We start from the raw sequence: 20,314 nt of genomic DNA, 5'->3' as shown, positions 1-20,314 counted from the left end.
TGTATGCTGTGCTTTTTTGGAAACCGCACAGGACCCTTTAGGGCGCAACCTGGCACAGCGGCCTCTTTCAGGGCAGCGCTGCCGGCGCACCTGGACTGTTTTATTTTATTATTGTATAAATAAGGATATTTGCAGATCAAAAAACGCAGCGTTAATTATGAATGCATCCATTATTACGATCGGGGATGAACTATTGATCGGACAGACCATCGACACCAACAGCGCCTTTATTGCGCAGGAGTTTAACAAGCTGGGCATCTGGGTAAAACGGCGTGTGGCCGTAGGTGATGTGGCGGCAGATATTGAAGCCGCCCTGGATGAAGAGTCCCGGCAATCACAGCTCGTCATCCTTACTGGCGGACTCGGACCCACTGCAGATGACATTACCAAGCCGCTTTTAAACAATTATTTTGGCGGCAAAATGGTGGTGGATCCCAATGTGGCACTGCATATTGAATACCTGTTCAAAAAAGTCTATAACCGGCCTAGCCCCATTGCAGAACGCAACCGGAAACAGGCCGAAGTACCCGATGTGGCAAAGGTCCTGCACAATGCAAGAGGATCCGCTCCCGGTATGTGGTTCGAAAAAAATACAGGCGGCAAAAATGTGATCTTTGTCTCGTTGCCCGGCGTTCCTTATGAAATGAAAGGACTGCTGACCGAGGAAGTGATCCCGCGGCTGCTGAAGCATTTTAAATTCCCGTTTATCGTGCACCGCACCGCTTTCACCGCCGGCATGGGAGAATCCATGGTAGCAGAACGCCTGCTGGACTTTGAAGCGGCACTGCCCCGGAACATCAGCCTGGCCTACCTGCCCAGCTTTGGTATGGTAAAACTGCGCCTGACCGGCCAGGGGCACAAAGAACAACAACTAACCGACACCATCAACCTGCTGTTCGGCCAGATGACGGCATTACTGGAAGACATTGTTGTTTCCAAAGAAGATGAGCCCATAGAAAAAGTGATTGGCCGCTTGTTAACACAGCAGCAAAAAACAGTGGCAACAGCCGAAAGTTGCACCGGCGGCAACGTGGCGCACTGGATCACAAGGATACCCGGCTCTTCTGATTATTTTAAAGGCAGTATCGTTGCCTATTCCAATCACATTAAAGAGCAGCTGCTTGCGGTGTCGCCCGAAACACTGCGCTTACAGGGTGCGGTTAGCAGCGAAACAGTGGAAGCCATGGTAAAAGGCGCGCTTCAGCAACTGGATACCGATTATGCAGTAGCCACTTCGGGCATTGCAGGACCCGGAGGAGGCTCGGCGCTCAAACCGGTAGGCACGATCTGGATCGCTGCCGGCAACCGGGATAAAATCGTGACCAAACTGCTGCAACTGCGGTTCGATCGTGAGCAGAACATCGAGGTCACTACCATGCAGGCGCTGCTATTACTGCGTCGTGTTATGCTGGGACTGGAAGACAACCGGTTATAACAATACCCGGTCCACCTCCTGCCAATCCGCCACGCGGATATGCTTCCCGGGGTCTTTCATCATATTGTGCGGTTGGGAAAACAATAGTGTTTTACCATTAAAATGGTCCAGGTTCTTAAAATGATCGTCCAGCATGATGTCGCCATACACCACTTTCTTTGAACCGCAGAGTACCATTTGTTCCCAGGTCAGGAACGAAAAATATTGTTGCAGCCACTGGTATTTCTCGTACAAACTCAATGGAAATTCCATAGCCGAGGAAACAATATATAAATCATACTGCTGGTTCAGGCGCTGCATCACCTCCACACTCCCCGGTATCACCGGGGCCTCCAGGAAAAAACCCGGTGTATTTACATAGGTTCTTGCATTTCTGAATGCTTCCCGTTCTGTTTTTCCAACGATGGCGGTGTCCTCCTGTTCAATACCCAATTCTGTTTTTTCATACTTTTTAAACTGGCTGTATACGTCGGCCAGCACACCATCCATATCAACAATTAAACGTTCCATATCAATTTTTTCTGCAAGCGGTGCGGCGCCCCTCCCGCTACACCGCTTCAAACTCTTTGGCATACATCACGATGCCCGATACATTTTTCAATCCGAAATCAACCAGCTCCACTGCCATGAAGGCTTCGTCCGGCACATCAAAGGGGGCTTTAATATTCCAGAGCGAGGCCGGTTGAAAACCAAACTTAGGGTAATACGTCTCGTGCCCCAGAACAATCACAGAAAGGTACCCGATCTCACGGGCTTTCTTCAAACCCGTTTCGATCAATGCCGCGCCGATCCCCTGCCGCTGATAGGCGGTTCTTACCGCTATCGGTGCCAGTGCCAGGCTTTCATAACAATGATTAAAGCTGTCGATGATCTTTATTTTGGTAAACAGCACATGCCCGATCACATCCCGGTCCTTTTCTGCCACCAGGGATAAATCGGGAACAAAGGCTTCGCTGTTCCTGAGAAGGTCCACCAGGTTCGCTTCATCTGCTCTTCCAAAAGCTTCTTCGTTTACACTGGAAATAGCCTCAATATCCTCACCGCGTTCTTTTCGAATCAATAGGTCCATTGATCTGAAATTTTATCAAATTTAAGAAAGGAAGTCCTGAAACAGGCCTGATTTCAAAATCTTTGCGAAATTTTAAAACTACGAAGGCATTCAGGGAACCATTTCAAAACCAACAGCATCCCGGCTGGCGGCCTCACCGGCTGATCCGGTTCCTCAGATCGCGTCTTTCCCATGTTTTTTATACCAGCCGATCAGCCAGAAGACCACTTCATCGTAAGAACGCTGTCCCGAAGGCTGATTATTGGCTTTAAGATAGCTTCCGTATATCCAGTCGGTCAGCGCTTCCACACGGCTCTCATATTTTTTATAAAATGCCCTGTAATCGGCGATATCCTGCAGTACCTGGGGGTGCAGGGTACTGTTGTAGTGCTTTGCCCTGACAGAGTCCTCCCAAAATAATAGATTGACCGCATAGGCGTACATTACAAAATCGGTAGCATATTGAAAATGTACAGAAGGGTGTTTACGACTGGTAAGAAAGCTAATAAAATTGGCCTCGCTTTCCATGCCATAGCCTGCCTGGTGGGCGATCTCATGTGTTACCACCGAGGGCAGTAAGAATACCGGTATGGTGGTATTTACCTGCGCTTCGCCGGAAAAAGGATTATAATACCCCTGAACACCGGTATAGTTCATCCATGTTCCGAACAAGGAAGATTTAACAGAAGCCGGCCGGCTGTCCAGGAACGGATACTCGTTCCGCGCCATCCGGTACGCTTCGGCCGCCTGCTTAAAAAGATAAGAGCGGCTCTTCAGGGAGTCCCGGTCTCTTGTCCGCACCGCCAGTATATCCTTATTGATCCGGGAATGCAGCAACTGTACCAGTATATCAAGGTCCTGCACCGCGGGCTTCACAGCAGGAAGCGCAAACTGTGTGGCGATCCCCTGCCGGCTGTAATTCAGTCCCCATAATCCGTAAAAGATCACATAGAGATACAATACGGTCAGCAATATCCTGCGGAGCTTCTTTTTCCATTGCAGGGGTGCACGGTGCTTCCGGAAAAGCCAGGCTGCCCCCTGCACTGCTTTTATAATGATATAGAGGAGCAGCAATGCGTACAACAGATCCCCGATGCTGAAGGGGATCCAGCCCAGCAGGAAGCGTTGGATCTTCGAAAGAAGCACATACAGGCCCCTTGTGTAATACATTTCAACGAACCCCGGGAAAAAAGACACCGTTTTTATTACCGCCGCAAGGAGGGCCGGCACCAGCCATATTCTATTATTGCGCATCCATATCCATCCCTTCATGTAAACAAATGTATTAATTAAACGCATGTCCGTTCAATAAGCGTTTATTAATTTTGAGTATGAAATTTAACCCCGTAACCGTAACACTCAGGAACCAGGTCACTGTCACGCTGAGGGCCGCAGTAAAAACGGATGCCCGGGCCTTGCTGGAATCCGGTCAGCGCTGTCTGCTCGAAAGCCCATACCTGATCACCACGCCGGAAGAATTCAACTTTACGATACCCCAGGAGCGGGACTGGATCCGCTCGGTGAATGAAAGCGACAACAGCCTGTTGCTCGTTGCTGTATACAGCAATCAGATCATTGGTAACCTGTTGCTCCGCGGAGAACCCCGCAGCAAAATAAAACACAATGCACTCCTGGGTATTATGATACGGAAACAGTGGCAGGCTATAGGGCTTGGAACAGCGCTGATCCGCACTGCCCAGGAATGGGCAAGGGCAACAGGCATTCTTAAATCGGTATGGCTTAGCGTGCATGCCACCAACCTACACGCGATTGCGCTGTACCGGAAAACCGGATTTGAACAGGCCGGAACACAAACCGCATACATCCAAGAGCCCGACGGTACATTTACCGACAACCTGCTGATGGGGTTCCGGCTATAAGAGGCCTAGCCATGCCCCAGCCAGCGCAGCGTTGCATAGGCCATAAGGCCGGCACCCAGCTCCAGCGCGCGTTCGTCCACATTAAAAGTGGGCGTATGCAGCGAAGAAGTGATCTGCTGCGCTTCGTTACGTACGCCCAGCAGATAGAAGAAGGACGGCCGCTCCCGGGTGTAATAGGCAAAATCCTCTGAAGCCATCCATATATCCTGTGGCATCACATGCGCTGCCCCTATATATTCTTCAAAAAAAGCGATCATACCGGCCCCGAACACCTCGTCATTCTTAAGATGGGGATAGCCTTTCCGGATCTCTACCCTGCATTGCCCGCCCATCCCTGTCACCAGGTCTTCCGCCAGTTGCTGTATCTGCAGATGCGCCGTATCCCGCCAGGCTTCATCCAGTGTCCGGAACGTGCCTTCTATCAATACCTTATCCGGAATAATATTGATGGCACCGTCCGCCTGCAGCTTTCCGAACGATAATACCGAAGGCATAAACGGGGACGTATTGCGACTTACCAGCTGCTGCAGGGCCTGGAGCAGCGTGCAGGTGATCACTACCGGATCAATGCCTTTGTGGGGTTCTGCCCCATGTCCGCCTTTTCCATATACTTCGATCTTTATCTCATCCATAGATGCCATGAACAAGCCCGTACGCACGCCTATTTTGCCCACAGGGATGGCCGGCATTACATGCTGGCCCAGCACTACATCGGCCCGCGGGTTGTTCAGCCCCCCGGCTTCAATGATCTGCTGCGCGCCACCGGGCAACAGTTCCTCACCCGGCTGAAAGATCAGCTTCACCGTACCGGAAAACTGTGTTCTCAATCCGTTCAGTATATGAGCCACTCCCAGCAGTGACGCCGTATGTACATCATGCCCGCAGGCGTGCATCACCCCTTCGTTTACCGATTTATAAGTAATATTATTTGCTTCAGCAATCGGCAATGCATCGATATCCGCCCGCAGCGCGATCACTTTATCTGAAGGACCTGCGCCCTGTATTACTGCAATAACACCGGTTCCGGCAATCGCCTCCCAGTGAATATCCCACTGATCCAGCTGCTGTTTTATAAATGCAGAAGTACGTACTTCTTTAAAAGAAAGCTCCGGATGCTGATGCAGCTGCCTCCGGTTTGCGGTCATTTCATCCTTTAATGCCGCCGCCGCGGCCTGTATTCGTTCCCGCAGGTCCGTTATTGTATGTGGTGTTGCATTCGTCATTTAAGATAAAATTAGCACACCCCGTTTAATTTACTGCGCTTATCGTGAAATAAATATCTTTGCTCCGGAATTGTTTTACAGCACATGGTTACACACAGGGAGATAATTGAAAAGACGTTTGTTTTTGTACAGCAGCAACTGCTGCATGCCGAAGCCGGTCACGACTGGTTTCATATAGAACGGGTCTGGAATACCGCAAAACATATCGCAGCGCAGGAAACAGCCGATCTGCTGATCGTTGAATTGGGTGCATTACTGCATGATATTGCCGACTCGAAATTCCACAACGGCGATGAGACCATTGGTCCCCGTATTGCAAGGGAGTTCCTGGAAGCGCAGCAGGCAGATGAAGCCGTAATTACCGCAGTAGAAAATATTATCCGGCATATTTCCTTTAAGGGCAGTTACCAGGATGCCGGATACAAATCGATCGAGCTGGACATTGTTCAGGATGCCGACCGGCTCGATGCCTTAGGTGCCATCGGCATTGCGCGGGCATTCAATTATGGCGGTTTCAGGAACCGTAAGCTCTATGATCCTGCGATCCCACCGGTGTTATATGCTACTAAAGAGGCTTATAAGCACAACGAAGCACCTACCATCAATCACTTTTATGAAAAACTGTTCCTGCTGAAAGACAAGATGAATACCGCCACCGGTAAACAAATGGCGGAAGACCGGCACCGGTTCATGGAACAGTTTGTAGAACAGTTTTACAGGGAATGGAACGGCACCAACTGATCCGTTTTATAAAAACATCGCATGGCTTTAGCTCCCAAACATTCAGCAGCAGCGCTCAATATCTTTACCACCATGTCATCACTTGCGCGGAAAGAGAACGCATACAATCTTTCCCAGGGCCTGCCCGACTTCCCGGTATTTCCGGCGTTAAGTGATCTGCTGAAAGCAGCTACTGTGGAAGGTTATAATCAGTATGCTCCCATGCCCGGGCTATCAGAGCTCCGGGAAAACATTGCTGCTGGCTTTAATAAACGCTATACTTCCGGCTCTTGCTCACCGGATACCATAACCATTACACCCGGCGCTACCTATGGCATTTTTACCGCACTTACAACGGTGATCAGCAAAGGAGATGAAGTGATCTACCTGGAACCGGCCTTCGACTGTTATGTACCGGCTATAGAGATCAATGGCGGCGTCCCTGTGTGCATCCGGCTCGACGAGCAGAAAGATTTTGAGATCGACTGGCAGCAGATCCGGGATGCCATTACCGGGAAAACAAGAGCCATCATCATCAACACGCCCCATAACCCCACCGGAAGGGTATGGACGCAGGCCGACTGGGACCAGCTTGCCTCCGTTATCGGTCAGCGGGAGATCTATGTGATCTCCGATGAAGTGTATGACAGCATTGTATATGATGAAGCGCAACACCTTCCGGGGTTTCTTCAAAAAGAACTGGAAGGCCGGGTACTGTCTGTTTACTCCTTTGGAAAGATGTACCATATCACCGGCTGGAAAGTGGGTTTCGTCATTGCAGCACCTGCTCTTACAGCAGCCTTCCGTTCCATTCATCAGTACCTTGGTTTCAGCGTGAACACCCCGGCCCAGTACGCACTGGCAAAATACCTGTTGCTTCCGGACCAGGAACCGGCATCCGTGATGCTGCAGGCAAAACGGAATCTCCTGGTAAGCAGGATGCAGTCTTCAAAATTCCGGCTCAATGCCCTGTCGGAAGGCACTTATTTCCAGCTGTTCGATTACAGCGCCGTCAGTGATATGGAAGATGTGGTTTTTGCCCGCTGGCTGGCCATGGAACATAAAGTAGCTACCATTCCCCTCAGTGCTTTTTACCGGATCCCACCGGGAATAAAGCAGGTCCGGCTGAGCTTTGCAAAAAATGATGAAACCCTGGAGGCAGCGGCGGCCATACTTTGCAGCCTCTGAGTCTCAGAAACTGTTATAGCTGATCCCATTTGTTTTGCAGAAGGTTTCAAAATCCGTCAGGATGTTCTTCCATTGTTTTTGGGTAAACTTACAAACGACTTTATTCTCCCTGTCGAATACCAATGTATACCGGAATCCCATTTGCCTGAGTGTTTTTACCTGGACGCCTTCGATACGGGTCAGCACCTTATCTTCATTTCCATACTTCTCTGAGAAAGCGTCAATTTCCCGCAACAGCTGATACATGGCAGCAGCACTTCCTTTAAAGTATTCGACTTCATAAGCCCCGCTTGCCCAGCTGTCGTGGTAAAGCTGGTAACCCCAAAGTGAAAAGGTATCTTTTCTTTCCTTTAAAGACTCCTTATCCAGCTGCTTCCAGTAAGAAAGAAAGGTGGTCTGCCCCCTCTCAGAAAATACGGTTTCCAGTTTATATACCTGGGAAAATAACGAAGAACAAAAACAAACAAATAAAACAGAAAGTATCAATCTTTTCATACGCCTTGGTCGTGCGCTGCTTTTAAACAGGCACCAAACAAAAATATCATAAGGAGCCGCTAAAACGGTCACTACAAAAAACGAATTAAGAAAAGATTAACCCCGGTCCCTCCGGGGAATTTAAACGATCCAGTGAAAAAGTGAAAATCACGTTGTAACCCGATAAATTTTCTCTGAATAAAAGCTGCATCCTTGTTATGAATACCAGGATGGAAGCACCCGGCATCAGGTATCAAGTAAAATCTATCTTAAACGTTAAACCTAACCCGTTTGTACTCCGAACAAATAACCCACCAACGCTGATGCGCCCATAGCAACGGTGCCCCAGAAACAAACCCTCATAATCCCTTTGAGCACACTGGAACCACCGGCCCGCGCTGCTACCATGCCGGCAAAAGCCAGGAAAAGGATCGCGCATACATATTCACTCAGCACCATGTACCGGACCGGCGCCAGCAGGGCCACCAGCAGAGGAAGTATACCGCCCGCAATAAAAGAAGCTCCTGAGGCCAGCGCCGCCTGAAAGGGTTTGGCCTGGGTAATCTCATTGATCCCCAGTTCATCCTTTGCATGTGCCTCCAGTGCATTGTGCGCGGTAAGTGCACCAGCTACTTCCATTGCGAGCTCCGGCGCTAACCCACGACGCTCATAGATCTTTGCCAGTTCTTTTAATTCAATATCCGGCATCGTGGCCAGCTCCCGTTCCTCCCGTTTCAGATCGGCCGTTTCAATATCGGATTGCGAACTTACTGATACGTATTCACCTGCCGCCATGGAAAAGGCACCTGCCACAATGCCGGCAAGCGCGGCCAGTATAATGGGGTTCCGGAGCTCTGTTGCAGCGGCCACACCGATCACCAGGCTTGATGTGGACAGGATCCCGTCATTGGCGCCCAATACAGCAGCGCGCAACCAGCCGCTCCGGTTGATATAATGTACTTCCAGTAACGGTTCGTTCTCCATACTAAGATCTTAATTCATTTTTACACAAACAGCTGCAGCCATTACAATTGCAGCTATGCTAAATTAATCATTTCTCCGCCGCGGGGAAAGGTTTCAGGTGAAAAGTTAATAGTGAAAAGGTTATTGGTAAACCGTTATCAGTGAAAAGCGGCAATGCAATGCGGATCGATTTCAAAGAAAGCAATTAACTTTGGAGGAACTGCACCCGGAAACGGACAGCCCTGATTTTTATTAACTAATATTTGCTACTGTGTATATCCCGTCGATCAATAAAATGACCGGTCAGGACGAGATCCGTTCTTTTATCGAACGCTTTTCATTCGGAACCATCATCACTGCTGCACCGGATGGCCTTCCCGTAGCCACGCATCTTCCTTTTCTTGTGGAACAGGATGCGGGGGAACTTGTTTTAATCTCGCATTTTGCCCGGGCGAACCCCCAGTGGAAACAGGTTGAAAATAATGAAAGCGTGCTGGTCATTTTCCAGGAACCTCATGCTTATATTTCCCCCACTCATTATGAAAAGGAGTTAAATGTGCCTACCTGGAACTATATTGCCGTTCATGTTTACGGAAAGGGTACCCTGATTACAAAACAGGAGGAAGTCTTCGGTATACTGGACCAGACAGTGGCGCATTATGAAGAAGCCTACAAAGCACAATACGAGCGGCTTCCGGAGGATTTCAAATACAAAATGAGCCAGGGCATCACCGCCTTTAAGATCCGGGCAACGGAAATACAGGGAAAGAAAAAACTCAGCCAGAATAAAACGGCGAATGAACAGGAAAAGATCATCCATACCCTTTCAAAAAGCGAGGACAGCAGCGAGCGGCATATTGCAGCTTATATGCAGCAAAACGCAAAGCCGCTATGACCCGTTTTATTCCGGGCAGAAGAGAAGGCCTGCTGTTGCTGATCGTTTTTGTTTTTTTTGACTATTGCTGCTCCGGTCCGCGCTCAGGAGCGGCACGCCAGGGCTATGCTCCCTGCCGGGAAACACAGCCGGCAGCAGAGCAGGCGACACTTTTTTCAAAGACCAACTCCTGTAAAGCCGCATTAACAGCCATCGCTATCGCAGCTGCCGATGGCAGGGAACACGCGCTGTCGTTTGGAAGGGATCCCCGGGGCACCATCATCCGGTCTGCTGTCAGCAACGGCACATCAAACAGCACAATTGCGCCGGCCATCAGCAACCGCTTTGCAGACCTGCACAACCACCCGGAAAACCGCCCGCCTTCAAGTGGTGATCTTTATCATTTCATCGACCAGGCAACAGCAACCAGCGGAACCTATCAAAAATTCATCCTGCTGCCCGATGGCACGGTTTACGCACTGGTTCTTGCGTGTTTACAGGATGCCGCCGACTTTAACAAGCACTTTCCAAGACGCGCCGGCATTCATGATACTGCTGCAGGCAGGCGCTACCAGCCTACATTTCCCGGTACACTGACTGAGGAGATCAATCAGCTGAAAGGCTGGGGTGGTGCGTCTGAAGAAGCAGCGCTGGCTTTCATACTTCAGAAATATAAAGCGGGGATTGCCCTGCTAAAAAAGAATCCTGACGGACATTTCAGAAGGATCTATACCATTGAGCAATTGCAAAAGGATGGCACCCGCAGCTATCAGACCCGCAGTTGTCCTGATTGATATCCAGTTTACTTCTTTTAACAGGAAGGCCGTTCCGGTTAATGCCGCTTGTACTTCAGATAGATATCCAAAGCATTGGCCTGCCGCGCGCCACCATTCCGGATGGCCTTTTCCCGGAATTCCGGCCGCTTCATTTTCCCTTCCAGCCAGCGCAGGCGCCATAAGAACAGGTGGGCAATATTCCCGACCACCGGTTTGGGGATCTGCAACAGCCGGCAGGAGTATGTGCCTAAAAAGTAATAATTGTAAAACAGGTGCAGCTGCTGCATCAGTTTCCGCAATAACACCTGGCGGGGAAAACCGGAGTCCACCGTTTCGCTGATCAGCGCTTTTGCCAGCGCAACAGAGTCCGCATCGCCCTTCGACTGCGTCATCGTCCAGTAATACAACGCTTCTATGGCCTCCTGTTCGTTCTCCGGCAGCAGTTCCAACGGAATGCCTAACAGGTATCCGATGTATTTCCACAAATGAAAGAGCCCTGCTGTTTCTTCGGCCGAGGGCCGGAAGCCCATCCGCCGCAGGCCGGTAAGAAAGACCAGCGAAAACCCCAGCTGGGTGGCCAGCATGTCCCAGGTATTCAGCGGTATACCCCACTGCGCCGTGTCCCAGTCTGTTTTGTCTAAAATGCTTACTCTTGAATACGAGTGGATCAGGCGTGTGCTGATCACATGAAACAGCCCGTTACCGTTTTTCTTAAAAGCTCCGGTACGGGTAATGTTCACCCAGAATAGTGTGGTTTCGGTAAGCCGCTTGGCAGCACCTTTCTTCAATGCTCCGGTATAGATCAGTGGCTTATTGATGGCAGCGGATTCATAGCCGCCCATTAAACAATAGTTGCGCAATACCAGCAGGCCGGGTATGCCCGAACGCTGGCTCAATTCTATTCCTTTGTCAATTTTATCATGATCCAGCCAGGAAGGTGTGGTTTCAAATGTTCCGAAAAAATCATCCAGTACCTGCTTCGCTTCATCAGCAACCGGCCGGTTACCGGTATAGTCCTCCAATGCTTTGTGCGCCTTTATAAATCCGATCTTATTGTATAGCTGCTCTATTACCGCATCTCCTTCCCGGTCCCATTCAAACAGGTAGTGCCGGAAACGATCGGCATTGCTGAGTTCCGGCGTGCGGCCAAGCTGTTGCAATAATGCCACGCCGGCACCTTTTTTCCAGTAATAATCAAAGGAGGTTGTATTGATCGTATAGCGGGCTGGAGCGTCCACCACCTATTAACAAGTTTATAAACGGGAAGTTTAAGTAAAGAATAAATAACTGATACCGATCGCCGTCAGTACACCGGCCAGATCCGCCAGCAGCATGGTACCGATGGAATACCGGGTATTTTTAATACCTACTGCGCCAAAATAAACGGCCACCACATAAAAAGTGGTATCCGCCGCACCCTGGAAAACCCCGGAAAGCTTGCTGGCAAAGGAATCCGGACCAAAGGTTGTCATGGTGCTCACCATCATTCCCCGCGCAGCACCACCGCTGAGCGGCCGGATCAGCGCCGTGGGCAGGGCATCCACAAACCGGGTATCCGCACCCATCGCATGAAACACATACTTGATCCCGTTGATCACCATATCAAAAGTACCGCTGGTACGCAGCATGCTTACGGCCACCAGCACCCCCAGTATATAGGGGATGATCCTGATCGCCGTATCAAATCCGCCCCTGGCGCCATCGATAAAGGCACTGAACACATCGATCTTTTTATAAACGCCCCCTAGGATGATCAGGATAAATACCAGCAGTATCAGTCCGCTGCTCAGCATACCCGAAAAGGATTGAATGGAAGTGGCATTCAGCGAGGATACATAGAGTACAAGCGCCACCACCACAGCGGAGATCCCCAGCAGCCATACCAGGATGACCGGCTGGAACAGGTTGACCTTTTGCCGGAGCGATACGATAATGAGCGCCACCAGTGTGCCCACAAAAGTGACGATCATACAGGGGATGAATACATCCGTAGGATCGGATGCATTCTGAGCGGCCCGGATGGCGATCACACTTACGGGGATCAGGTTAAACCCTGCCGCATGCAGGCAAAGGAACATGATCTGCGCATTGGAAGCTACATCCTTATTGGGATTGAGCTCCTGAAGGCTTTCCATCGCCTTTAGTCCGAAGGGTGTTGCGGCATTGTCCAGCCCAAGAAAATTGGCGGAGAAATTCATCACCATATGTCCCATAGCCGGGTGATCCTTTGGCACATCCGGAAATATTTTAGAAAAAAAGGGGCCAATGATCTTCGATAAAAAGCGGATGCCTCCTGCTTTCTCTGCAATACTCATAAAACCCATGAAAAGGCAAAGCACCCCGATGAGCTTCAGACAGATCTCTACGGCTACCCAGCAGGTCTCGATAACTCCGTCCAGTTTTAAAGGATTGGCCGGGTCGCTGGCCTTGCCGCTGATCATATAGCTGAAAAGCTGTGTTTCTCCCAGAAAAAAGCATTTGAACGCTGCCACCAGAATGGCTACAATGATAAATGCCGACCAGATCCTGCTCAATGCCATAGTGAAATCAAGAATTTATGTCCAAAGCGGGAAGTTAGGCTTTATTTGAGAATTGCGCTGGATAATTTGTACCTTTGCGGCCGGAAAATCAGGATTTGAGATTTGAGATTTGAGATTTGAGATTTGAGATTTGAGATTTGAGATTTGAGATTTGAGATTTGAGATTTGAGATTTGAGATTTGAGATTTGAGATTTGAGATTTAGAATTTAGTATTTGTAATTTATCACATAATGGCATTACAGGCAGGCATCGTAGGATTACCCAATGTAGGAAAATCGACCTTATTCAACGCAGTAAGCAACAGCGCAAAAGCGCAGGCAAGCAACTACCGTTTTTGTACCATAGAACCCAACGTGGGACTGGTAAATGTACCCGATGAGCGGCTTACCGTTCTTACCACACTTGTACAGCCCGAACGCGTGGTACCCACACAGATCGAGATCGTGGACATTGCCGGCCTGGTGCGTGGTGCCAGTAAGGGAGAAGGACTGGGCAACAAATTCCTGGCCAATATCCGCGAAGTGGATGCCATCATCCACGTGATCCGCTGTTTTGAAGATGAGAACATCCTGCGTGATGAAGGTGCGATCAACCCTGTAGGTGATAAAGAGATCATTGATACGGAACTGCAGCTGAAGGACCTGGACAGTGTGGAGAAACAGGTACAGAAAAAAGAAAAGCAGGCCAAAACAGATCCCAAGATCAAAACGGAAGTAGAAATTCTGCAGCGCTGCAAACAGCACCTGGAGCAGGGAAAAAGCATTCGCTCTTTAGACCTGAGCAAAGAGGAAAAAGAAGCGATCGCCGATCTTTTCCTGCTTACCGATAAACCGGTTCTGTACGTAGCAAATGTGGATGAGCCGTCCATGCATACCGGCAATCAGTTCTCCGAAGCACTGAAAGAAGCCATTAAAAGCGAGAATGCAGAAATGATCATCATGAACAACTCCATTGAGGCACAGATATCAGAAATGGAAGACCCGGATGATAAAGCGCTGTTTATGGAAGAATACAAAATGACGGAACCGGCGCTGGACCGGCTGATCCGTTCTGCCTATAAACTATTGGGATTAAACACCTACTTCACAGCAGGGGTTCAGGAAGTACGCGCCTGGACCTTCCACAACGGCTGGAAAGCGCCACAATGTGCCGGTGTGATCCATACCGATTTTGAAAAAGGCTTTATCAAAGCAGAGGTGATCGCCTATAGTGATTTTGTACAGTATAAATCCGAAGCCAGTGCACGCGAAGCCGGCAAGCTGCGCATCGAAGGGAAGGAATACCTGGTAAAGGATGGCGACATTATGCACTTCCGGTTCAATGTATAAGGCTTGACCGCAACAGGGGCCTGGAGTGCCCGGATCTGCGGCCTGCACGATTTAATATTACATTTGTGGTATCTCCGCCACCAAGACGCCAAGGCATTAAGAAGCACCAGGATTTCCGGTTCGGTCCAACCTTTTCATACTGTTTTGGCTTCGCATAATTGTAACATTCCCTCTACAAAACATCAGGGCTCAAACCTGCACGAGGTCTCCAAAATGCTCAATGGCCCTTAATGACTTAATGGTTTTAAGGGCCGGCCCCAAGTTCCAATCAATATAAAATCATCCTTCGTTTTCTTTGCGGCTTCTCGGCTTCGTAACCCCATTTATCCCACCACCAGGATGCCAGGAATCCAGGATACACAAAGTTGTTGGAAACGGTTTAATCCCTTTGTGGCTCTTTGTGCCTTGGTGTATTTGTGGCATTGCCGTCGCGAAGTCGACGAGATTCCCGGAACCATAAGGACCTATATAAATGCTTTATGTTTTGGGGGTTCTACCGCCTTAGTGGTATCTTCAATGGCCCTTAATGACTTAATGGTTTCAAGCCTCCAAAGCAGCCGGGCGGCATAAAATTGTTCTGGCAGCAACCGCCTACCACCCGCTTACAAGCAGGTTCCTGGCCGCTTTTTCGGAGCATTTCTGATAATGACTGTATGCCCTGGCTGCGTGAACTCTTATTTTTTCGGCAGGTTCATTTTGAATGTACCCGCTCAGCGCATCATGCAGTGTATATGCTTCCGGCGCCATTAGTCCGGTTGTCCAGAGTAAGGGATTGGTTCCGGTCGGTTTTAAATGAGGCTTAAAATAATTCCTGCTGTAACAGGCCAGTACAATACAATCCCGCTGTTCCCGGTCCGTACGCCTGAACGCCTCATCCAGCTTAAAATCCATCAGTCCGTCATGTCCTATATAAGCAATCAGTTTTGCATTTCCATATAACCCGATGACGGTATGATCCACCTCTAAGGTATCTTTTATCTGTCCGCTGCTGCTTTTAAAAAAATCGACCGTAGCATTTTTTATAAACCGACCGTCATAAGCATCAGCAACCAGGTAATAGTTTTTATTTACATGTTTAAAAACAACACGTTCCAGCACAAAACCTTCCCTTTTTTCTTTGTATAAGAACTTCCATTCCCTGCTCTTTTTGAAATAGGTACGTATACCATAGCTGGTTCCCCAGTACAGGTTATTATCGGGATCCTGCCCGTTGCCGATCCGTGCAGGTACGGGTACAATTCCCTGGTATTGATTATCGCACAATGCGACGAATACATGAATGGTTTTGGCAGCACCGGAATAAGAAGGTGGCTGTATTTTTACAGGATCTGGGTCATTCCCTTTCCCGTCGTTATTACCGGCAAAAGAATTTTCATTACAGGAACCGACAACCAGCAGCCATAATAACAAAAAGCCCGAATAGTTCATAAAGCATCTTTATTCCTATTAAAGACCGCTTTTCTTCGGGTTTCCATAGTCACCGGCATTGTTTATTTCAGATCCACTTCCACCTGATTGCGGATCAGATCCTCGAAGACATCTCTTTTGCGGATCAGCTGTGCCTTTCCGTTCCGCACGATCACTTCGGCGGGCCGGAACCGTGAATTGAATGTGGAGGCCATTTCATAGCCGTAGGCACCGGCATTGTAAAATACCAGCAAGTCTCCCTCTCTTACTTCCGGCAACGGACGATCCCAGGCAAACGTATCGGTTTCACAAATATTACCCACTACCGAATAGGTATTAACCGCCCCTTCCGGATTGGTAATGTTCTCGATCCGGTGGTACGCATCATAGAACATAGGACGGATCAGGTGATTGAATCCGCTGTTGATGTTTACAAAAGTGGTGGCAGCCGTTTCTTTAAGCAGGTTTACCGAAGTGATCAGGCAGCCCGACTCGCTCACGATAAACTTACCAGGTTCGAACCATATCTCCAGGTGGCGCGCCGCCTCATGTGCATCAAATGCCGCCAGCACTTTTTGAGAAAGTTCTTCTATATTGATCACCGGATCATCTTCCTTATAGCCCACTTTAAAGCCGCCTCCCAGGTCGATCGATTTCAGATCAGGAAAATGAGGGATAATGTCAAACAATACATCGATCCCTTTTATAAATACATCCGCATCTTTAATATCACTTCCGGTATGAATATGCAGGTTGTGGATCACAATATTACTGCTCTTTACAATATCCATTAACTGCGGCAGCTGTTCCACAGGAATGCCAAACTTGCTCCGGTCGTGACCGGTTGATATTTTCAGGTTTCCCCCGGCCATGATGTTCGGGCGCAGCCGCACTCCTACCGGGTATTGATTTCCATATTTTTCTCCCAGCTTTTTAAGATTGGAAAGACTGTCGATATTCACAAAAACACCCAGCTTCAGGGCCTCCTCAATTTCTGTAAAATGGATCCCGTTGCTGGTATACAGCACTCTTGATGGCTCAAAACCCGCCCGTAGCGCCAGTTTTACTTCGTTGATGGAACTGCAGTCTACATTGGCACCGAGATGGTGAATAAAACGAAGCACGCTCAGATTCGTCAATGCTTTTGCCGCATAGAATATCTTTACCCGTTCCGCGCCAAACGCATTACTTAACCGCTGGTATTGCGTTTCGATCTTATCAGCGTTGTATACATATACGGGGGTTCCGAATTCATTCGCAATCTGAATCAGTTGTTCGTTTGTTAATTGTTCGCTCATAATAGTATTTACAAAAAAAGCAGTAAAATTACTGCTACATAAAAATAATATGTCGGGCAGCAGCTATTCTTCTTCCGGCTTCTTTGAGTCGTCCTCCGTTTCATCCTGCGCATCTTCCTCATTATCCCCATCCGGATCCATTTCGGCTGCTTCGTCCTCTTTTGGCGCTTCCTCATCAGCATGCACTTCCTCCTCTTCTGCTCCGGCAGCGGGCGTCTCTTCTGCCATAGCTACATCCTCCGTTTCTTCCGCTTCCTCCCCGGTTTCAGCGGTTTCGATCAGTTCGCCGTTTTCAGCTACGGCCAGCAGCGGATCTGTTTCATCCGCCGGTGTTTCCGGAACTACTGCATTCCCCTCTTCATCCACCGGTGTGGGAAGGATCTCCTGTTCCGCCAGTACCTCTTTTATCCTGGGCAACTCATCAGCTGAATTGATCCCAAAATAATCCATAAATGTTTTTGATGTGGAGTATACCAGCGGGTGACCCGGCAGTTTTTCATTGCGTCCGCTGATGATGACCAGTTCTTTTTCCAGTAATTTCTGAATGGCATAATCTGCACTCACGCCGCGGATGGCTTCGATCTCGCCTTTGGTAACCGGTTGTTTGTATGCAATGATCGATAAGGTTTCCAGTGCGGCAGGCGACAGCCGTTTCATAAATTTATCCCCATTGATCTGGGCAACGGTCTTGTGATAATCCTTTTTGGTAAGGAACTGCCAGCCACCGCCGCTTTCGCGCACTTCAAACGGATAAAACTCTGCATCATATTTTTCAATGATACCGCTGATAGCCGCTTCTACCTGGTCCAGCGTGATCTTATCCTCCATAAACCCAAAGGCATTATTCAGCAGGTCCGTCAATTCCAGCGGGGTCAGTGGCTTATCACTTGCAAAGATTAATGCTTCAATATGTGGGATCAATCCGGTGATGTCCATGATGAAGGTTCAAAGTTTAAGCGTTCAAGGTTTAAAGTTAAGGGCAAAACAACATTGAACCTTAAACCTGAAACCCCGAACAAATATTTTATCCCTGTAATGCCGCAGCACCGCTCACGATCTCCGTCAATTCGGTGGTAATTGCAGCCTGCCGCGCCCTGTTGTAAGAAAGTTTCAGGTTACGCAGCATTTCATTTGCATTTTCTGATGCCTTATCCATGGAGGTCATCCGCGCCCCGTGTTCCGATGCATTCGAATCCAGTACGGCTTTGAACAGCTGGGTGTTCAAAATTTTGGGCATCAGTTCAGCAATCAATTCTTCCTTATTGGGATCAAAAATAAAATCGGCTTTTGTAGTGCCCGCCTTCTTCTCCACCTTGGGAATCGGCAGGAAGGGCTCTGCTGTAAACAGCTGTGTGGCGGCATTTTTAAACTGGCTGTATACAATCTCCACCGCATCAAACTGTTTTTCTTCGAAGGCCTTCATTGCTTCCGTGGCAATTTTCTGCACATTTTCAAATGAAAGCCGGAGGAAAATATCCTTATAGGTATCATCTGTTTTGTACCCCGCCTTACTCAGGGCTTCATATCCTTTTTTACCCAGGTTCCAGATCGTTATATTTCCTTTTTCAAACTGGCTTTGGTATTTTTCACGGATCAGGGCTTTGGCCAGCTTTACTACATTGGCATTAAAGGCTCCGGCCAGTCCGCGGTCGCTCGTGATCACAATAAGCAACACCTTTTCAACAGGCCGTTCCGCAGCCAGTGCGATCTCGGTATCCCCATCGTTATTGCTGACAATATTGCTCAGCATTTCCTGTAATTTCTGAGCATAAGGCCGCATTTGAACGATGGCATCCTGTGCCCGGCGGAATTTGGCAGCACTCACCATTTTCATAGCCTTCGTGATCTGCTGCATGCTTTGTACCGAACTGATGCGATTCCGAACCTCTTTTAACTGACCTGCCATATGATTTAAAGATTTGAAATTTAAGAACTCCGCATGCAAATTTCATATCCTGATGACTGCACGCTGCCCTCCATTTTTAAGGCGCAAAAGTACGCGCTAATTATCAGATTTCCATATCTGAACCAAGTAAATTAAGGCCTTTGTGGAAAAAGGTCGGATAAGTCGACTATTTCGTATCTTTATCGTTTGTAGTACAACACGTTAGCTACCGACCGAACCCCTTCGTGATCCCATTTTTTGTTGTCTGAAGGATGATTGATCACTCCTTTTTTCCGGGTCCATAAGGTGGAGGAACCACCGCCATCGAAGTTGATCGCCGACACACACCCCAGCCATTGCATAATTTTACGCAATTCCTCAAGACGAAGACCCGCCGCATTGGTGTTGCGGCCGTCTGCTACCAGAAGGATCACCCGTCCCCCGGCGGTTACTCCCACCGCTGTGCGTGGGTGCCGGGTTTCTGAAAATGAGCTGGCTTCAACCGGCACCGATGCCCCCTCCAGGCAAAGCAGGGGGCCATTTGCCAGAACGGATCCGGCTGCTATAGAATCCGGCCACCGGGGCGAATCGCCCTTCAGTATCACCAGCTTTCCCCCCTGCACGGCAACGGCCGCCTTCTGATGCACCTTCAGCGTTCCGTCCGCACCGGTAAGGTTTTCACTGATCACCTGGCCGTTGACTTTTACATAATCCACCGAACCGCCTTCTTTTACATTGAAAAAATTTCCGTTCAGCGCTACCAGCGCACCGGTCTCTTCTCCAAAAACGGGCACGGGTTTCAATAATTTTGCTTCTGCCGCGATATTAAACCCCTTTCGTCTTTTTTTATTTTTGATAATGGCATAGGAGATATACTGATTAGAGGCAAACAGGGCATTGTTATCAAACTGATGCGTGACCAGGCGTACACCGGGGCCCAGGCGCTCCTTTTTCCACGCGGCCGTTACAAAACGGGCAGAATCCGTTTGCTGGGAGTAAGCGAAAAACCAGCACCAGCTGAACAAAAACAGAAAGAAGAACTTTTTAACGGGATGTGTAGCGGTCATTTGTGATTATTTAGACCGCAAAAATGCAATCTTTCCCCGGCATTTTTTTGATTCAAGAAAACTATAATGTAATTTTAATCAGGCGTTTCTTTTGCGGCAACAGCTGTATGGGAATAAGTGACAACCGGCCGGATAAGAACTGCTTCGATACCCGCAGGGGATCGGGATCATTTATTCCAGCTGAACAATAGCTCAGCATCCTTCTTC

At 48.9% G+C, this 20,314-nt stretch carries 20 protein-coding genes; 7 read left to right on the top strand and 13 right to left on the bottom strand.

The window, feature by feature from the left end; translation table 11 throughout:
- Positions 1-157: 157 nt before the first annotated feature.
- On the top strand, positions 158-1,435 hold the full coding sequence (locus tag K7B07_RS17495) for a CinA family nicotinamide mononucleotide deamidase-related protein (RefSeq protein ID WP_223711818.1): 1,278 nt from the start codon (positions 158-160) through the stop codon (positions 1,433-1,435).
- Here K7B07_RS17495 and K7B07_RS17490 read toward each other — a convergent pair.
- The 3 genes from K7B07_RS17490 to K7B07_RS17480 all read right to left on the bottom strand — a co-directional run bounded on the left by K7B07_RS17490 (position 1,430) and on the right by K7B07_RS17480 (position 3,755).
- Positions 1,430-1,945, bottom strand: coding sequence for a 5' nucleotidase, NT5C type (locus K7B07_RS17490; RefSeq protein WP_223711817.1), 516 nt, complete (start codon positions 1,943-1,945; stop codon positions 1,430-1,432). The genes K7B07_RS17495 and K7B07_RS17490 overlap by 6 nt on opposite strands.
- Before the next feature lie 37 nt (positions 1,946-1,982).
- Positions 1,983-2,504: a GNAT family N-acetyltransferase gene (locus tag K7B07_RS17485; protein WP_223711816.1), complete on the bottom strand. Its 522-nt coding sequence runs from the start codon at positions 2,502-2,504 to the stop codon at positions 1,983-1,985.
- 153 nt (positions 2,505-2,657) lie between these two features.
- Positions 2,658-3,755, bottom strand: a complete 1,098-nt coding sequence (locus K7B07_RS17480) for a DUF3810 domain-containing protein (protein WP_223711815.1) — start codon at positions 3,753-3,755, stop codon at positions 2,658-2,660.
- Between the two features lie 59 nt (positions 3,756-3,814).
- Here K7B07_RS17480 and K7B07_RS17475 point away from each other — a divergent pair, with 59 nt between their 5' ends.
- The gene (locus K7B07_RS17475) at positions 3,815-4,363 is read left to right on the top strand and encodes a GNAT family N-acetyltransferase (protein ID WP_223711814.1); all 549 of its coding nucleotides are present in this window, start codon (positions 3,815-3,817) and stop codon (positions 4,361-4,363) included.
- Positions 4,364-4,368: 5 nt separating this feature from the next.
- On the opposite strand, the gene K7B07_RS17470 is transcribed toward K7B07_RS17475, so the two are convergent.
- Positions 4,369-5,586, bottom strand: coding sequence for a M20 metallopeptidase family protein (locus K7B07_RS17470; protein WP_223711813.1), 1,218 nt, complete (start codon positions 5,584-5,586; stop codon positions 4,369-4,371).
- An 84-nt stretch (positions 5,587-5,670) separates the two neighbouring features.
- Between K7B07_RS17470 and K7B07_RS17465 the strand changes: the two genes are divergently transcribed.
- Together K7B07_RS17465 and K7B07_RS17460 are read left to right on the top strand one after the other, a co-directional pair.
- Entirely contained in the window at positions 5,671-6,327 is a 657-nt protein-coding gene (locus tag K7B07_RS17465; RefSeq protein WP_223711812.1) for an HD domain-containing protein, read from the top strand.
- 21 nt (positions 6,328-6,348) lie between these two features.
- On the top strand, positions 6,349-7,494 hold the full coding sequence (locus tag K7B07_RS17460) for a methionine aminotransferase (protein WP_223711811.1): 1,146 nt from the start codon (positions 6,349-6,351) through the stop codon (positions 7,492-7,494).
- Positions 7,495-7,497: 3 nt separating this feature from the next.
- On the opposite strand, the gene K7B07_RS17455 is transcribed toward K7B07_RS17460, so the two are convergent.
- The gene (locus K7B07_RS17455) at positions 7,498-7,989 is read right to left on the bottom strand and encodes a hypothetical protein (RefSeq protein ID WP_223711810.1); all 492 of its coding nucleotides are present in this window, start codon (positions 7,987-7,989) and stop codon (positions 7,498-7,500) included.
- 261 nt (positions 7,990-8,250) lie between these two features.
- A complete protein-coding gene (locus tag K7B07_RS17450) occupies positions 8,251-8,952 on the bottom strand; it encodes a VIT1/CCC1 transporter family protein (RefSeq protein ID WP_223711809.1) in 702 nt (233 codons plus the stop codon).
- Between the two features lie 250 nt (positions 8,953-9,202).
- Between K7B07_RS17450 and K7B07_RS17445 the strand changes: the two genes are divergently transcribed.
- A complete protein-coding gene (locus K7B07_RS17445; RefSeq protein ID WP_223711808.1) occupies positions 9,203-9,826 on the top strand; it encodes an FMN-binding negative transcriptional regulator in 624 nt (207 codons plus the stop codon).
- Positions 9,823-10,599 (top strand): hypothetical protein, encoded by a 777-nt coding sequence (locus K7B07_RS17440; protein WP_223711807.1) that lies wholly within the window; start codon positions 9,823-9,825, stop codon positions 10,597-10,599. Before K7B07_RS17445 ends, K7B07_RS17440 begins: the two co-directional genes overlap by 4 nt.
- Before the next feature lie 38 nt (positions 10,600-10,637).
- On the opposite strand, the gene K7B07_RS17435 is transcribed toward K7B07_RS17440, so the two are convergent.
- Positions 10,638-11,822 carry an oxygenase MpaB family protein gene (locus K7B07_RS17435; RefSeq protein ID WP_223711806.1) on the bottom strand — a complete coding sequence of 395 codons (1,185 nt, stop codon included), beginning with the start codon at positions 11,820-11,822 and terminating at the stop codon, positions 10,638-10,640.
- 27 nt (positions 11,823-11,849) lie between these two features.
- Positions 11,850-13,121 carry a nucleoside recognition domain-containing protein gene (locus K7B07_RS17430; RefSeq protein ID WP_223711805.1) on the bottom strand — a complete coding sequence of 424 codons (1,272 nt, stop codon included), beginning with the start codon at positions 13,119-13,121 and terminating at the stop codon, positions 11,850-11,852.
- Positions 13,122-13,352: 231 nt separating this feature from the next.
- Between K7B07_RS17430 and ychF the strand changes: the two genes are divergently transcribed.
- The gene (gene ychF, locus K7B07_RS17425) at positions 13,353-14,450 is read left to right on the top strand and encodes a redox-regulated ATPase YchF (protein WP_223711804.1); all 1,098 of its coding nucleotides are present in this window, start codon (positions 13,353-13,355) and stop codon (positions 14,448-14,450) included.
- A 591-nt stretch (positions 14,451-15,041) separates the two neighbouring features.
- On the opposite strand, the gene K7B07_RS17420 is transcribed toward ychF, so the two are convergent.
- The 5 genes from K7B07_RS17420 to K7B07_RS17400 form a co-directional block, all read right to left on the bottom strand.
- A complete protein-coding gene (locus K7B07_RS17420; protein ID WP_223711803.1) occupies positions 15,042-15,878 on the bottom strand; it encodes a hypothetical protein in 837 nt (278 codons plus the stop codon).
- Between the two features lie 62 nt (positions 15,879-15,940).
- On the bottom strand, positions 15,941-17,155 hold the full coding sequence (gene lysA, locus K7B07_RS17415) for a diaminopimelate decarboxylase (protein WP_223711802.1): 1,215 nt from the start codon (positions 17,153-17,155) through the stop codon (positions 15,941-15,943).
- A 63-nt stretch (positions 17,156-17,218) separates the two neighbouring features.
- The gene (scpB, locus tag K7B07_RS17410) at positions 17,219-18,091 is read right to left on the bottom strand and encodes an SMC-Scp complex subunit ScpB (RefSeq protein ID WP_223711801.1); all 873 of its coding nucleotides are present in this window, start codon (positions 18,089-18,091) and stop codon (positions 17,219-17,221) included.
- 88 nt (positions 18,092-18,179) lie between these two features.
- Positions 18,180-19,061, bottom strand: coding sequence for an ATP synthase F1 subunit gamma (gene atpG / locus K7B07_RS17405; protein ID WP_223711800.1), 882 nt, complete (start codon positions 19,059-19,061; stop codon positions 18,180-18,182).
- A 179-nt stretch (positions 19,062-19,240) separates the two neighbouring features.
- Positions 19,241-20,107, bottom strand: coding sequence for a phosphodiester glycosidase family protein (locus K7B07_RS17400; protein ID WP_223711799.1), 867 nt, complete (start codon positions 20,105-20,107; stop codon positions 19,241-19,243).
- Positions 20,108-20,314: the final 207 nt, after the last annotated feature.

Origin of the sequence: Niabella beijingensis (genome assembly GCF_020034665.1) — a bacterium.
Lineage (GTDB): Bacteria > Bacteroidota > Bacteroidia > Chitinophagales > Chitinophagaceae > Niabella > Niabella beijingensis.
The sequence above is the reverse complement of the archived record's forward strand: the minus strand, read 5'-3'. Positions and strand labels throughout refer to the sequence as shown.